Source organism: Salmonella sp. JXY0409-18 (genome assembly GCF_020268625.1).
Lineage (GTDB): Bacteria > Pseudomonadota > Gammaproteobacteria > Enterobacterales > Enterobacteriaceae > Salmonella > Salmonella enterica.
Map to the genome: position 1 here is coordinate 122,713 of NZ_CP084217.1, position 14,565 is coordinate 137,277.

The 14,565-nt window shown below is 40.8% G+C and carries 14 protein-coding genes; 3 read left to right on the forward strand and 11 right to left on the reverse strand.

The window, feature by feature from the left end; all coding sequences use genetic code 11:
* Positions 1–446: 446 nt before the first annotated feature.
* The 11 genes from LDB27_RS22970 to LDB27_RS23020 all read right to left on the reverse strand — a co-directional run bounded on the left by LDB27_RS22970 (position 447) and on the right by LDB27_RS23020 (position 12,082).
* Positions 447–3,128, reverse strand: a complete 2,682-nt coding sequence (locus LDB27_RS22970; RefSeq protein ID WP_000387412.1) for a TraC family protein — start codon at positions 3,126–3,128, stop codon at positions 447–449.
* An 8-nt stretch (positions 3,129–3,136) separates the two neighbouring features.
* Positions 3,137–4,087 carry an IncHI-type conjugal transfer lipoprotein TrhV gene (gene trhV / locus LDB27_RS22975; RefSeq protein WP_001022587.1) on the reverse strand — a complete coding sequence of 317 codons (951 nt, stop codon included), beginning with the start codon at positions 4,085–4,087 and terminating at the stop codon, positions 3,137–3,139.
* 9 nt (positions 4,088–4,096) lie between these two features.
* Positions 4,097–4,849, reverse strand: coding sequence for a protein-disulfide isomerase HtdT (gene htdT, locus LDB27_RS22980; protein ID WP_183079335.1), 753 nt, complete (start codon positions 4,847–4,849; stop codon positions 4,097–4,099).
* A gap of 118 nt (positions 4,850–4,967) precedes the next feature.
* Complete coding sequence (locus LDB27_RS22985; RefSeq protein ID WP_065311104.1) at positions 4,968–5,450, reverse strand: transcriptional regulator; 483 nt, start codon at positions 5,448–5,450, stop codon at positions 4,968–4,970.
* A gap of 7 nt (positions 5,451–5,457) precedes the next feature.
* Entirely contained in the window at positions 5,458–6,813 is a 1,356-nt protein-coding gene (gene trhB, locus LDB27_RS22990; protein WP_000351841.1) for an IncHI-type conjugal transfer protein TrhB, read from the reverse strand.
* The gene (gene htdO, locus LDB27_RS22995; RefSeq protein WP_000521240.1) at positions 6,803–7,264 is read right to left on the reverse strand and encodes a plasmid transfer protein HtdO; all 462 of its coding nucleotides are present in this window, start codon (positions 7,262–7,264) and stop codon (positions 6,803–6,805) included. The genes trhB and htdO overlap by 11 nt, the downstream gene beginning before the upstream one ends.
* 1 nt (position 7,265) lies before the next feature.
* Positions 7,266–8,537: a type-F conjugative transfer system secretin TraK gene (locus tag LDB27_RS23000; RefSeq protein ID WP_000592090.1), complete on the reverse strand. Its 1,272-nt coding sequence runs from the start codon at positions 8,535–8,537 to the stop codon at positions 7,266–7,268.
* Positions 8,537–9,325 carry a TraE/TraK family type IV conjugative transfer system protein gene (locus LDB27_RS23005; protein ID WP_000783153.1) on the reverse strand — a complete coding sequence of 263 codons (789 nt, stop codon included), beginning with the start codon at positions 9,323–9,325 and terminating at the stop codon, positions 8,537–8,539. Before LDB27_RS23005 ends, LDB27_RS23000 begins: the two co-directional genes overlap by 1 nt.
* A gap of 11 nt (positions 9,326–9,336) precedes the next feature.
* The gene (locus LDB27_RS23010) at positions 9,337–9,687 is read right to left on the reverse strand and encodes a type IV conjugative transfer system protein TraL (protein WP_012006609.1); all 351 of its coding nucleotides are present in this window, start codon (positions 9,685–9,687) and stop codon (positions 9,337–9,339) included.
* 17 nt (positions 9,688–9,704) lie between these two features.
* A complete protein-coding gene (locus tag LDB27_RS23015) occupies positions 9,705–10,058 on the reverse strand; it encodes a hypothetical protein (RefSeq protein ID WP_000423602.1) in 354 nt (117 codons plus the stop codon).
* Between the two features lie 1,148 nt (positions 10,059–11,206).
* Positions 11,207–12,082, reverse strand: coding sequence for a RepB family plasmid replication initiator protein (locus LDB27_RS23020; RefSeq protein ID WP_000594612.1), 876 nt, complete (start codon positions 12,080–12,082; stop codon positions 11,207–11,209).
* A gap of 476 nt (positions 12,083–12,558) precedes the next feature.
* Here LDB27_RS23020 and LDB27_RS23025 point away from each other — a divergent pair, with 476 nt between their 5' ends.
* The 3 genes from LDB27_RS23025 to LDB27_RS23035 are packed head-to-tail and all read left to right on the forward strand — an operon-like array spanning position 12,559 to position 14,545.
* A complete protein-coding gene (locus tag LDB27_RS23025) occupies positions 12,559–13,614 on the forward strand; it encodes a hypothetical protein (protein ID WP_065311103.1) in 1,056 nt (351 codons plus the stop codon).
* 17 nt (positions 13,615–13,631) lie between these two features.
* Positions 13,632–13,832 (forward strand): hypothetical protein, encoded by a 201-nt coding sequence (locus LDB27_RS23030; protein ID WP_000594931.1) that lies wholly within the window; start codon positions 13,632–13,634, stop codon positions 13,830–13,832.
* On the forward strand, positions 13,829–14,545 hold the full coding sequence (locus LDB27_RS23035) for a zinc finger-like domain-containing protein (protein ID WP_000838218.1): 717 nt from the start codon (positions 13,829–13,831) through the stop codon (positions 14,543–14,545). Before LDB27_RS23030 ends, LDB27_RS23035 begins: the two co-directional genes overlap by 4 nt.
* Positions 14,546–14,565 lie beyond the last annotated feature (20 nt).

Here is a 14,565-nt window from a genome sequence, read left to right on the forward strand (position 1 = left end):
GCGATAAAGGGGGTTAAATAAGTTAAAAGTCTTCGGTGAGCAAATTGGATAAATTTTCATAAACCAAAGCGTTAATATTAAACTTTTAGAAGAATGATTAAAGGATATTAAGTTTTGTATGCAATATGACACCAGTGATCTGTTTTCACTAATAATGCCGCGCTCCTTTGATTACCTTTGGTAAACAAAAATGTAATTTACGTGAATTTCATCTTATAAAGTCAGTATTGATGTTATAAATTTTGTTTACTTAATGCGTACACAACCTAAATGCGATTTGTAATTATGTCACTGTTTTTAAGCCATATTAATTATAAAACCAAAATTTGCAGCACAGTGATGAACTCATTAAGTCATAACCTCATTTGTTTACTTAAGGCATACAATAAAAAACCAGATTCTTATGAGACATCTGGTTTAATTGTTTTTGCTTGAAGATATTTACTCTACGCGGCCAAACCCGCTGCTACTTCTTGAGCATAGAGAATTTCTATTGCCTCGCCATAGCTACAATTCTCGCGGCTTTGAATTTCCCATAATTTACTCCTGTCAGCACTATCCGTAGTAAAACAAAGCTCCATTTTCCGGTCTACGTATAACCGACAGATCTCTTGGAAGTTTTCGAACCTGACTAACATCTCTGAAAACACCTTTTTGACTGTACGAATATTTTTCATTCGTTCATATTCTGCATCTGAAGTAGAAAAATATTTATTAGCCTTCATTGCTTCAATGCTTTCTTTTTCTTGTTTCATGATTATCTTCCAAGGCGAGTTAGCAGTCAGGGCCCGGCCAACAGAAGAAGTAAAATAATCTTCAAACGACTGTGTGATACAGATGCCAGCGCAGTTTGTTTTCCTGAACCTACGCCATGCCGCTTCGAGGAAGGAAGAGAAGAATTGGTTTGATTGATTTCCGGCACCTGATGAATTATCAGGACGAATGTACTCCCAAGCTTCATCTAGGATGAACAAGCGACGACGCCCATCTTTTTTGATGAACATTGCATGCTGAGCAGCCTGAATGATAGACATTAAAACAACTGTCTGAAGGTGGGGGGTGCCTTTTAGCTCCTCCAGTTCCAAAACAATAAATCTGCTGTCGAAGTTGATTGGAGGCAACGTATCGGTAAACCGGTGCCCATAAATTCCACCTTCGCACCATGCTCCGAGTTGCTCCCCAATATCCTTTATACGTTTGTCTTCATGCTTCTTGCAACGCAGAGCAAAGCCGGTTATTGAACCGGTCCGACCTGATTTTCTGGATTCCTGGTACTCTTCTGCAATAAGCTGAAGCATCACTGATTGTTGATAATCATCGATAAGGCCTTTCTCTGAAGCCATAATTTTTAGCTGATTCAGAACCATTATGGTCTGAGCAACTTTGTCTTTTTCTGCATCGTTTGAAGTTGATTCACCGGTAAATTCAGGTGCTTCGTTAAATACATCGTCGTTAACAGTGATGTCAGTTAGGAAGGCAAAGGGATTTAGGGTGAAGTCAGGGGTTTTACCGAAATCAATAAATTGACTGTTTGTATATTGTTCCGCAATCCCCTGGTAAGAACGCCCCACGTCCACTACAAAAACTTGAGCACCATCAGGATCATCATCTGGGTATTCGTTTTCTAAAAAATGCTTAAATGTTGAGCGATAATGAACGAGGTTATTAGATCGCGGTCCAGCTCCAAGATAGTTATTGATTAGATATGCTGTCCAGAATGACTTGCCTGCACCTGACGTTGCACCAATAACCATGTTATAGCTTGCAGAAGTCTTGAAAATATCAAGTCCCATGAGTTGACCTTCACGAGAAACTAAACTCAGTACTGGTCTATCTGTATTACCTTTCCAGGGCCCAAAGATCGGCGTCATATGAGCCGCTCCGGTGTTGCTCACTACTTCGGAACGGTCAAGGTCGAAAATTGTCTTTGGGTCATTGCACATTGGCAGACATGACATAAATGACGGGAAAACGATAAAGGAATCATCTGCTACTTTGACCCGGCTTTCGAGGTAAAAGGATTTGAGATCGTTAGCTGCTGTCTGCACAGAATTGGCATTACTACCCATAACAGTGAAAGTAAGATACCCTCTTAAAAGCTTTGCGCCATCCTCAAGCTCGCGAGTTACGGCCATGTAGTCATTATCCATATCCCGCAGGCGAGGGCAGAATGTGACAACTGAAGGTATACTTGCCTGTTTATTAGTGATTGCTTTGTAGCGGACGTTTTCTTTTGACAACTTGAGCGGATCGGCAAACTGAACAGTCTGAGTGATCATAAATGGGCTGAAAATTGTCTTACGTCCATGCATCCAGTTAACTACTAACTCATACATACAACCGAAATTGACGTATTCAGGAAACTTTACAACGGAAAGTTGTTTGAAGTAACGATGCTCAGATTCGTCGTCACTTTGTGTGACTGATGAGAAATGATTTTCTGTGACTGTATACTTTCGGCCGGGAACGTTAACTTGTTCATTAAGCCTTTTCATAGTGTTAACGTCTATAAAACCTTCAGCCCACCGAGAGTTCTTTCCGGGGTTTACGACCTTATCTATACAATAGAGCCAGTTTTCTGCATCGACCTTAAACGGATGCAGTCCAATCGTAATTAACTTACTTACAAGTTCAGAGTAAAGTGAATCGATACGCGAATGTTCCAGCTCGGTAGGAAGGGCAGACTGTAAAGGAATCGATAGCGAGATCCATACCTGAAAATCCCTCAACATAAGGTTATCATGATCAGGTTTTAAAGGCTTATGCATACTTCTGTCGTAGTAGTCCAACTGATAACCATTAAGCAGATCTGCTTTAAGCTTATCGTTCCCAGTCATACGCCCACCTCGCACAGCTGACCAAGCACTAAGCTGTAAAGTCAAGTCTGGCAATGCAGTCAGAGATATTTGACAGACAGTATCTGTAGGAAAATCCATTTTGAACATTTCAGCAAGAACATCTTGCTGATTATCAAAAACTCCAGGTGATGGATTACAGATAAACATAAACCCTAATCTGTTGCCATCAATCAAAAAATAGTGAGTCCCTGCTAATTGATCGTAAACAGGGATAAACCCACCTAATTGATGGCGATTTAAACCGCTATTGTAATTATTGATAGCTTCCATATTTGACCTTACAGTTGTCTAACAATGCCGTTCGAAGAGACAGCTTTAGTTGCTTTTTGTTGCTGCTGCATATTTTCCCGGGCCGCATCCTGTACTTCTAAAGGAACTATGCGAGCTGGGTTTGAGGTCGAATTCTTGCCAGCAATCCATGTTTGCGGTTTTACGTTGACATAAACGTAGCCGGGAAGATTAAGCGCATCGTTATCATCGGTATAAGGTGCAAAAGTAATTCTCATTACTTTCCCCTGTTGCAGAACAGCAAGTGGTTCAGGAGCCACTACAGCTTGTTTATAACCTTGCGAACGGTATTGCTGGATCTGCCCAGTGTTGAGAGTAGGGTTAACGGGCTGGCCATTGTAAAGAGAGTACATATCCTTGCCAGGGCTGATATCAGAATTAGGTGCAACGTAGCGTGGTGCATTTCCAGCAGAAACCGGATAGCTTGTTTGTTTAACGACTTCCGCAGCCGGATGAACGAAAGGGTTACCAGCTGAAGAGGCAGTGCTATAACTGCTAGTCATCCTTACGTTTGAATTAACCGGTACACCAGAAATAGGCCGTGGTCCAATGGATGAAGTAGGGGCACCCATTTTTAAAGTTTTATCGTACATGACAGGTAACTGACCAACTGGCTTAATTTCGGTTTTTGAATAAGCCACAGGCTGATTTTTAAGGGTTGTAGACTGTGGATATTTGACTTCCCCTGGAGGGCTAATTTCAGTTGGATAACGGCTGTCATTGACAGCCGATTTCTCCTTTCCCGATTCCGACTCTTCCCCCGCAAGTGCAGACAGATCATCTCGATTATTAGTTAACTCCATAACTTCGCGAGGACCTTTACAGATAACGCCCTTTTCAATGCCTGGACATTCGGATTCGGAACTCCCGATGGAGCACCCCGTAAGATATGAGGATGTACCTACAACCAGAGCACTGAGTACCAATCTTTTGATGTTCATAAACTAGCCTTAATTTGTCTCAAATGGATTTTTTAAGAGAGGTTCAACGCTTTGGTTCAACCAGTAGTCGAAATCTTTTGGAATGCCATTACCAGCCAAACCATCCTGTCTGACAACTGAAGGTACACCCTGCAATTTATAAATTCCTGCGAGCATCAATGACGCTACCAAAGGTTCCGCCGGACATTCTTCTGCTTCTTTTTGAGAGAGCAATCTTTTTTCAATGTCGGATTTGCTTCCCATTAGCCAACGAAGAATATCGAGGTTGTTTATTTTTCCTTTTTCTTTACTACACCAGAGCCTTCTAAGCTCTTCTTTTGGCTCACCGGGTGAGGGAACTAAAACAATATCTATCCGATACTTGTCCCGATCTGCATAAAATTTCTTAACAAGTTCCATGCAACCGTCACAATCAAGTGTTAAGAAAATGGCTGCTTGTCTCTTAAGCTTTGAATTTCCCAGATGAATGGACGCTACAGTTTCCAGAGGGAAGGGGGCCTCATCAAGACTAATAAAATAGGAATTTCTGATTTCTTCTACAGTCAGAACAGGTTTACGTTTAATTACATCAACAAGGCTTCCCCCAGTAAGGGAGTATCGGCCATCGGTCGTTACTGCCATTAGCTGCGAACGCTCGTCCTGAAAGAGGTATAGCCCACCAGAAGGAATGTATATGGCATCCTTAGGTTTATATCCTTTCATTTTTGATAACGCACCCGAGATCTGACTGGGTGAAACGCCGCCTTCCTTTGCCTTTGCCATTAACGCAGCAGCATCACTATTAGTTAGGACCTGCTCTGAAGCATAAGTGACCGTATTCGCCATAATGGCGAAAGCCGCCATTAAAGGGAAAAGTAACTTTTTCACTATTGGGTGCCCTCTACTTCTTTGCATTATAAGAACTTGATTGTACCGCTTCAGAGCTATCTTCAAGTTCCATATAAGTGACGATTTCAACACTATCCGGTACAGTAACGGCAAGCGTTGCATCAATAATTAAATAGCCACGGTCACGGTAGATCTTCATTAATGTTCTGAAATATTCTTCGAATTGAGTTCTATCATTGTCAGCAGTACGGCCTTCGTGATGCTTGAAAAATTCCTTACGTAATTCAGGCATGTCAAGCACTGCAATCTTGTACGAAGGCTGTGATTGTTTATTGAAGTAATCGTAAACATTCATAAAGCCTTTATAACCATAAATAATGACCAAAACGGCAAAGGCGAAGAAAAATAAATACTTCAATATTTTTTCAATATCAATTTCGAAGGTAATTTTTTTTGTTGTCCTTTCTCGCACCATTTTTTTAGTGATTTCAGGTCCAGCTGATTCAGTCGATTCTTTTTTTTCTAAACTATCCATTTAAACCTCAGCGACTGGTCAGATTCGTTGGAATTGTAGTTCCGGTCTGAACGACAAATGTAATAGCTCGGCCAGGGCTAATTTCTACGATTGGCCACTGTTGTTCTGCAATTGCGGTGTAGTAATCGACGAGTCGATTAAGGCCACCTTGAGCTGCACCAGCCCCGGCTAATGCCCCAAGTGCACCAAAATTAGGGGACTGATACTGAGCCTGTGAATTAGGGTCGATGTTAAGTGAAGATACCTTACTGGGGCTTAAGCTACCGGCAAGTGAAGAAAGTCCACCGGCAAATGCAGCTCCTGCAATTGCGTTACCATTTCGGCTGATAAGCGTGCCTCGGATCCCATTTTTTCCGTCATTTTCACTTACAGCATATGCTTCCAGTTTTACGTCAAAAGCTTTCCCTTTTGAATTAACACAAGAGATAGAAGTGGCACGTATGTAAGCACGCTGTGACGCCAAATCACCAACAGCTGAACCCAGAAGGTTACAGTCACGCAAATCCATGGTGAAATTATTGGGCATGATGACATCTTTTTTAATACGCATTGTTACTGGCATTGGTTCTGATTTGGAAGAAAGGCTTGTAGGCGCTTCAAGCCCGGTAATCAGAACACCAGTGATAATAGATGTTGCCGGAAGAAACATTTCATCTTTTCGGGCAGCATGCCGCGCTTTGCTATCAACTGGCGCAGTACCATCACCTCGTACAGTCCGAGTAGGCGCTTTATCTCCTGCAATGACCTCTCTGCCTTCCTTGATTCTGTTTTCAGACACGGGCATAACCTGAATGACACCATCGGTACCATTAGTCTTAATGGAACTTTGTGTGATTGTTCTCATCGGGCTATTACGCGTAGGTGTGATAGACGCGTAATTAGGGTTTACGCCATTAATCGGCGCATTAGCATTAAGCTGATAAGGAGCTGCCGGTGCCTGCTCATTAATCGTTTTACGCGAACTACCAGCATCCAAGTTACGATTGCCGTTTCGATTAGTCTGCATATCATTAATTTGCTGAGACAGCTGCTGAAGTTGAGAAGTTAAACTTGCAACTTGGGCTTTAGTTTCCTGTTGGGCTTTTTCTGCTTTTTCGCGGTCCTCTTTCGCCGCATTTTGATCAAGTCGGTTTTGCTTAACCATTTCCTTATATACTTTCTGGCTTTCTTCATTACTCAATTTGTTCATTTGCGAATCATCTAACAACAAATTGGTCTGCATGTCTTTTTTCTGTGTTTTCTTTTCTTTCTTAACTGGTGTGGAAAAAATAGACTGGCTAATAATATAAACAATCACTACCAGCAGAGCGCCAATAACAGAAAGTCTGACGGTCTTATTTTCCCAGGCCTTTTTAATGTCCATGATTAGCTCCACTTGTAGGTTTCTGGAATCGTTTAATTTTTAGATTTCGTTCGCTGTCAGACATCTGAGGAACGATATAGGGATCACCTGCTCTGGCCCAGTTTTCACGAACAGATGGATGATTCATTTCAGCTTTATCTATCTGGCTCGTTCTAGATATTTCATGTTTGTAATTAGGTTCCAAAACGTTACTTTTGTGATAGTCAAAAGCATTCTCCTCATTAATATTGTCCTCTCCTACAAATTTATCAATAAGAGTTGGATCGTTCATTATTACTGTCTGAACGGGAAAAGCGTTACTGCCATCTTCGATACTAATGGGTGCGTCCGGAACGATTAATACACTCCTTTTTGGTATATATTCTGACCTGTAGTAAAAGCTGGTTAAAGCAAATACGACAAAACCAATCACGGTGGCCCCAAGCAGAGCAGGCAAAGTAACTTTTCCCATATTATTTTCTGATTAGACTTGGTCTGGTTGTAACCCGGGCCTCGCGTTCCTTGAACAATTTATCCCGGACTATGTAAAGCTCTGTTTCTTCTCCCGGTTGCAGGTATGCTTTATCAAATAAAGCACTTGCAATAACGCCTTCTGCCATACACTGCTGATCAGCAACGATTTGACCGTATGGTTTATCGTTTTTCACAAGAATTACATCAATAAGTTCACGTGAGCCAACCAGTCTCTGACCGAGCTTTGCATACATATTAAAGTTACATGGGGACTGCTCTGACGCAGGAATACGAGAAAGTCGGTCCTGTTGTAAACTGAATCCTGAAGGGACCTCACCAAGAGCCACAGGAGTCAATAAATCAATGATTCTTTGTTTATGATCGTCTTGTTTTGGATCCGATGGAGCCAGTTCTTCTGACTGGGAGCGGGCCAACATTTCCTCATAGTTTTGCTTATCCAATGAGGTTTCACGTTTGGCTTGCATAGATGGGCTTAAAGATGTAGTAACTGAAATCATCGCACCGGGAACATCAAGCGGTACCAGGGTCAGGTTATAGGTCGATTCAGGTACCTGATCTTCCGACAACATAATCCCGATTGGTTTATCGGTATTAGTTGAAATAAAGACATCGCCACCATTAACAAATATGCTTGCCTCTTCAGCAGGGGTAGAAGTGCTGACAGAAGCATTCTTGAAGCTGGTCGATATTCTGTTTTGAAGTCCTCGTGAAACTGGCAGTACCACATTCCCACCAGGCGGCACATTTACACGCTGAACTTCTTTATATCGGTTACGAGCTTCGACATAAAGTTCATCGGCTTTTGACGTGGCGGTCGCATTGGTTGCATTCTGCTGGGAAGAGGTACCTGTTGGTCTCCCATAGCTATCAATTGCACCAGAGCGGGTCTGTGCGTCAAATCCGGGGAGACTAGGATTATTTGATAATGCTCCAGTAATAGCGCTTACCGCAGGCGAAGCATTGCTGGCTGGGGAAAGTTGCACGGTAGGGAGATCAGTTGTAGGTTTTTGTCCCTGCGCATTACCGGCTTCACTAAGGTTTGTTTGTGCACCTGACTGTTCAGAACCAGCTTGACCCGGAATAATGGCTTTTGCAGCTCCATTCTGAAATCCGTCAGCACCAACTGGCATTACAACCGGGTTATTAATTGTTGCTGGCAATTGGTATTCTTCAGCGATTACGCAGTTCGAAGTCGTGAGCATGATCAATGCGGTAATTGCGTTGAACCCTAAGCCCTTTTTTTTAATCATCACTTGTTACCTGTAGACGGTGGCGGATTATCCAGCGTTGCCAGTTGCTCTTTGCCGTTTATCGTAATTTTTTTAATATTCGGTGTTCCGGAATATTGATTTACATATGCAATTCTTGGGCGACCATTTTTCATCCCGAGAACCCATTCATAAGTCCATTTCGATGATTCAGTTTTGTCCGGAACATTTACAAGTCGAGTCGTTTTGGTACCCCAGACATAGACCATGTCATTTTTTGGATCAAAGTAAATATCATTAGGCTTAAAGGTCTGCTCAACACCACGAGCCTGCATGATATTTATCTGCTCCTGTAAAGACTCACTCGTTTTAGCCTGTAGTTCAGGTGAAAGGGCATCGAGGACATAGGCCGTCACAAAGGAAATATTAGTTGGATTAATATTCCCTAAAAGGGTACTAAAAAAGAGAGCCCATTGTGTTTTATAAGATTCCGATGCTTTGTTACCAACAACCGTGATCTCTTCATTCATGTTTGGAGGGGTAACAATCGTCACTGGGTCAGTGAAAAAAAGAATCTTTGCAACCAATAACCCAATGACGGCTATTGAAACAGTATTAATGCGGATAAGTTTTGTATCACGATTAATCAGGGCGCTGTATGTAATTCCAGCACCTGACGCTTCAGCTTGTGGGCTAAATCGTTTTTTAATGTCCAAAAAACGTCCCTTAGCACTTTCATCTTTCTTTACGTATGACTGTTCAAGATCACCGTTTTCATCCTTTTTAGATTTTTTGAAAAAAGGGATGTTAATGCCACTTAGCATTTTCATTCATAGCTCCATCAAGAATACAAATCTCTGATAAATGGATCGTTGAAATAACGGCTACTAAAAACTGCTTTACCTGGCAAAAAACCGAGCCACCAGAGTCTGTGTTTTAGCAATCCTCTTATTCCTGACTCAGCTGCTTTGTTATACGCAATCCAATATACAACCGCTGCTACAACAGAAAACCCGAAGCATTCGAAGATATTCCCAAATGCAACCAGAATGAATGCAAGCCCTATTTTTTTTGCATCCCAAAACAAAATCAGTAGAGGCATGTTGATCCTGAAAGGGAATCTATAGGTATGCTGAGGAACGTCGTTCTGCTTACTCATTAAAAATCCAGAGAGGGGGATGAACCCCCTCATGCATGATTAACAATAAATTACAGCGGTACGCCAGCATCCATAAAGGTGCTGATAATTTTCTCGCCGTTGGCCATTACCAGCATCATGAATAATGAAACCAGTGCCAGGCCCGGGTTAGGCTTAAGGACAGAGAAATATACGCTTGAGATCAACATCGCGGCTGCCAGAATTTTGCCCGGAGCTCCAGTCATACTTTCACTCATGTATGACCAAATATCTCCCAGTGCCCCATCATCTGAACCCGCATATGCCAGACCGCAAAAAAGCACGGTCAGCAGAACAAACAAAATCACTTTTGCGCTTTTTGTTTTAAAAAGTGCAGCCGTGTTAGATTTCTTTTCACTAAGGCCAATATTTAAAGAAAGTTCCATAATTACTCCGTGTAGATTTGAGTTCACGTAAACGCGAATGAATAATACTTTTTTATTCCGATCCTTCCGTTCGCATAAACCCCCTTTTTTTAACGTTTAGCGATTGGTGAATTTTTAAGCAAAGAGGCCTAAAGCATAATCTTTGAAAAGTACCAGTGAACGCTTAGTAAAAGTTTGAAAGAGGGGAGGGGGTAAGATTACGTTAAGCTCAATCCTGAAGCTGATGAGACTCCTCAAGCATAAAAGTCACTTTTGATGGTTTGAAAAGCTCTAACTAGATATCGGGCAGGTAACTAAGCTTCATATCTAATCTTTTTTGTTCCCTTAATATCTATCTCTTGATTCTGAGAAGGCCGCATATCACTGTGCTCCCTGGTTCGGCAACTATCAGTTGGAGAAACTACATACAATCCTCGGCCGGTGCGTCATTCATCTAAATGCCTTTTACACCTCTGGGCGTGAGTGGGACTTTGTCTTGTCCATATGAACATCATTCATTCGAATGCTTTTGGCCAATGCTATTTAAGCAAATGCTTTCTGGCTGAGTCCTTTTGCGAATGAGTCTTTGATATAACTGCATGAATTTTGGGTTGTTTGGTGTACTAACAAAACAAAGGCATTTCTTTGAATGCCATTGGAGTTGTGATGCTTCTGATATTTTTTTGATCTCATATCAAACACATAGTCCTTCTGATGCCCAATGTCATAGATGTCTTGGACCATTCTCGCTCTTAACAAAGCTGTACTGTGTGTCATTCGACCTAATGCCATTCACCAAAATGCCTTTTTATACCACTGCATAGCTATGCTCGGGATACAGTGGCAAACAAAAGCATTTCAATGAATGATTTTTTGGGATACCGACATCAAAAGCATTTGTATGAATGTAAGAGGCGTAATCCACAAAAGGCATTCACGTGAATAGAGTGCGCACGAAACCATCTTGCTCCACGGCATTTAATGAATGGGCTAGCATGTACGCTTGAGTCAGAAAGGCATACAGATGAATAGTCAGGAGTTCGTTTGAAAAGTTACTTTTTTGCACATTAAGCCGAGATGTAAGACCAGTAGTAAAAGAAGCACTAAGCATAGCACTGATAAATAACTTATTTTTCAGCATGTTATAACCAGTGCATACCTGGTAGCTTTCAACCTTGTTTGGCGAGGGCCAGCTTAGGGCTTCTTTTGAAGATCTGAAATTGTATGTCGCGACCTTTCTTAACTTCTTGATAATCGAGATATCCGATAGATTCAAGTTCCCGCATTGCTTTACGAATTATCTGGTTTTGCGTACGAATAGGGGTTGTAAGAAGCAACCTTTCCCTCAACCGTTTCATATTAACGAACAACGTACCAGCTGGCATTGCTTCAAAATAAATATAGAGAGATTGCGCAGCTTCTTTTTTAGCCAAAATGTATAGAACCTGAAGGCTTAACAATGTCTTATGGTCGTAACGATACAGTTCCCACATAGAAGGATCCCCAACCAACTCAACAGTATCGCTTTTTGGATCAATCATAGCCTTCTGCACCAGATGCGTTACTGTGAACCGACCACTCCGAGAGTCTGAGAAGGCAAGCACTACCGATGCAAGGTTCATTAATGACTCTTTAAAGCGCGCACGAGTTCGTTTGTTGATGTTTGTTGAACTGATACCACACATCTTCGCAAACTCGTTAAAAGTCAGGGTAATCTTCTCGGAAGTAAAACCATATTTACTGAAAGCCATGATGATCCCGAGCCAGCACTTAAAGTCGGTAGACATAGATAGTTTGACACCAGTTATCTTGATGTCGTCATAACCCTCCGATCTTGCAATTTCCATACACGAAAGCTCATCAGAGGCATCAACTTCAAAGTTTCGGTCGCGGTTTTCTTTTGTGCCGACAGGGGTAAATACACTCAATCTCAACAGGGCCACGGGCTGAACCGACTTGGACGAGTTAGGCGTCAGTTGATAAGTCTTACCTGATTCATTACTGGTTACGTCAAAAGGATGGATTAACTCGTTGTTTTTAATCATTAACTTAACTCGTCGGTGATAAGATTTTCATTTGGCAAACTGTTTATAACATATTCTTGCAAATGCTTTTTACGCATTAACCTAAATGCCATAAGCATTCCAGTAAATGCCTTCCTTATTCATTCAAATGCTTTTCGCATGCATCCGAATGCCGGATCCTTTCATAAAGTCACTATAATCAATGAGTTAAAGATGCCGTGATCTTTACTTGAACTCTATTGATCTTTAGTGATCTAAAGAATTGATCTATCCTGTTGAAAACAATGATAAGTCCATATAAAACAAGGAATAGCGCTCCTTTAACAATATCTACAGATCGCAAACGGAAATGAACGAGGGTCTACTATCATTGTTTTATTCAAGACAGTTTTTATTTTAATTTTATTAAGCAAATTTTTTGAGTTTACCTTTTAGATGTATCAGCCCTATTTGGCAAATTTGAGGTTCATGTATCATGTAGTAAACAGGAGGAAGATATGAACAACAGCAAACATACAGTCATTGAAGTGGATACTAATCTAGTTGAAATTGAAAAGGGATTTAATCCCCGAGAGGCGGTAATCGGAGATTTGTGTTACGAACAAGAACCTGTCAAGTCGATGATTGTGTCAATCAAACAAGCCTTTAAGGAAGGAAGGCAGGTTGATATGATCAAGGTCGTAAAAAGAAAAGGTAAATATTTAGTTCGTCAAGGTCATACTCGTTTTCATGGCTTAAAATTAGCAATTTCTGAAGGTGCTAATATTCCAAAATTATCTGTTATCCTAATCGATTATAAAAACGAAATTGAAGAATACCTTGAGAACCTCGATGGTAACAGAAGCAATGGGCTAAATCCGGTTGGGCAAGCTCATGCATTAGCTCATGCTGTTAGTCTCGGGTATTCGGTTGAAGAACTAGCAATGCGATATCAACGATCAACTACCGCAATTCGTAATATGCTAAAAATCCTTGATATGCCATTAGAGCTTCAACATTTGATTAGCCTAAATCTAATCAAAAAAACGCTCGCCATTGAAATAATGTTAAAATATTCCAACGATCACAAAATGGTTTTAAAACATATAGAAGGTTTCTTACCTGGCGTTAAGAATATTGAGACTACAACGAGCAAAATTGTAGGCATACCTGAACACAATGCAGCTGGAGCAGGACCAGACACCTTAAATAAAGGCGGACCAGAAAAGAAAAATTCGGCAGTCACTCGTAAGACTTTGGGTATTAAGCGCCTCTCGCATAAGAAAACAGAACGGCTAAAATCTGAATTTCTTGAGCTTGTGGAAAGTACACATACGGAATCTATAACGAATACTCAAACAGAACTAAAATTTGGTAGAGATAGTGCACACTTGTTCAAAAATGTTAATAGTAATAATGTAATATTTTCCAATGATGGTGTTCAAATAATCTTGAATGATGAAAAGCTAAATATTTTATTGTCTTTACTTAACGACGAAAATACAGCAATCATTGTTTCTAAACCAAAATTAGAAGAGCTTCTGGAAATTCGAGATCTCCTTAAGGAATATTAAAAACGAGGATTAGTTGAGTGATTAAACCTATAAAGCTGACTCTTATCGATAATTATAGTGATTTGCTTCTAACTCATGAAGTCCTTAAACGCAACATGGAAGAGTTAGAACACGGTAAACGTTTTGATCAATTTCCTGAAGGGCATGACCACTATGAAAAAACTGTGAAAGAAGCTGTAGCAATCGTAGAGGCACGTTTGGAGGTGTTTCGAAAATGAAATCTCTTTTCTTTACTCTTGATGGTCATATGGTACCAGCCTCAGTGAATGTATCACTTAACGGAGATGGAAATTATTATGCACCTATCGAAAGAGAATGTAACGAATGTGCGGGCACAGGCCACAAAGGGGCTGATTTATGTGAAAAGTGTCATGGGGTACAAACAGTTGGACCCATTATTGAAAAATTAGTGGCACTAGAGCCAATTACCTTTCTCGATAACATTCCGGAACTGCGTGTTAACCCAACACTCGAAGCATGGAAATCCAGAAACCACGTCCTTATTGAGAAAGCAAAAAAGGCTAACACTAAGTTTTCTAATAGTATATTGGCGCAATTAGACAATAACCGTTTCTTGACAGAACGCCAGCTGGATTGTTTCTTTACAACTTTTGATGTGATGTTGTCTGAAACTCCGGAAAATGAACAAGAAATTTTAAAACATAGCTACAATATCGGCCAGGTCATAAGCATTGAACTAACATTTACTGAAGTCAGGGCCGCGTACGCAAAAAGTAAAGGGAGTTATTTTTTTACATTTACTGGTAAAGTTAGAAATGACGGGATCGCTTTAACGGCCGATAAACAGGATCACATTTTATTGGGTGAACGTTATCATTTGACTGGAAAAGTCAGAAAATTCTATGAATTTGATTCGAAAAATTATGCTGCAATAACAGTTTTTAAGTTAAATAAACTCCAAGACAGTTAAATGTTTTTGCTGCTTAAATA

Bases quoted from the DNA above. Each gene is read 5' to 3' on its own strand.
- LDB27_RS23035 (WP_000838218.1), top strand. From the start codon at position 13,829: ATGAAATCTCTTTTCTTTACTCTTGATGGTCATATGGTACCAGCCTCA.
- trhB (WP_000351841.1), bottom strand. From the start codon at position 6,813: ATGGACATTAAAAAGGCCTGGGAAAATAAGACCGTCAGACTTTCTGTT.
- LDB27_RS22970 (WP_000387412.1), bottom strand. From the start codon at position 3,128: ATGGAAGCTATCAATAATTACAATAGCGGTTTAAATCGCCATCAATTA.
- LDB27_RS23005 (WP_000783153.1), bottom strand. From the start codon at position 9,325: ATGAAAATGCTAAGTGGCATTAACATCCCTTTTTTCAAAAAATCTAAA.
- LDB27_RS23000 (WP_000592090.1), bottom strand. From the start codon at position 8,537: ATGATTAAAAAAAAGGGCTTAGGGTTCAACGCAATTACCGCATTGATC.
- LDB27_RS23020 (WP_000594612.1), bottom strand. From the start codon at position 12,082: ATGATTAAAAACAACGAGTTAATCCATCCTTTTGACGTAACCAGTAAT.
- LDB27_RS23010 (WP_012006609.1), bottom strand. From the start codon at position 9,687: ATGAGGGGGTTCATCCCCCTCTCTGGATTTTTAATGAGTAAGCAGAAC.
- LDB27_RS23015 (WP_000423602.1), bottom strand. From the start codon at position 10,058: ATGGAACTTTCTTTAAATATTGGCCTTAGTGAAAAGAAATCTAACACG.
- LDB27_RS22985 (WP_065311104.1), bottom strand. From the start codon at position 5,450: ATGGATAGTTTAGAAAAAAAAGAATCGACTGAATCAGCTGGACCTGAA.
- htdO (WP_000521240.1), bottom strand. From the start codon at position 7,264: ATGGGAAAAGTTACTTTGCCTGCTCTGCTTGGGGCCACCGTGATTGGT.
- trhV (WP_001022587.1), bottom strand. From the start codon at position 4,087: ATGAACATCAAAAGATTGGTACTCAGTGCTCTGGTTGTAGGTACATCC.
- LDB27_RS23025 (WP_065311103.1), top strand. From the start codon at position 12,559: ATGAACAACAGCAAACATACAGTCATTGAAGTGGATACTAATCTAGTT.
- htdT (WP_183079335.1), bottom strand. From the start codon at position 4,849: ATGGCAAAGGCAAAGGAAGGCGGCGTTTCACCCAGTCAGATCTCGGGT.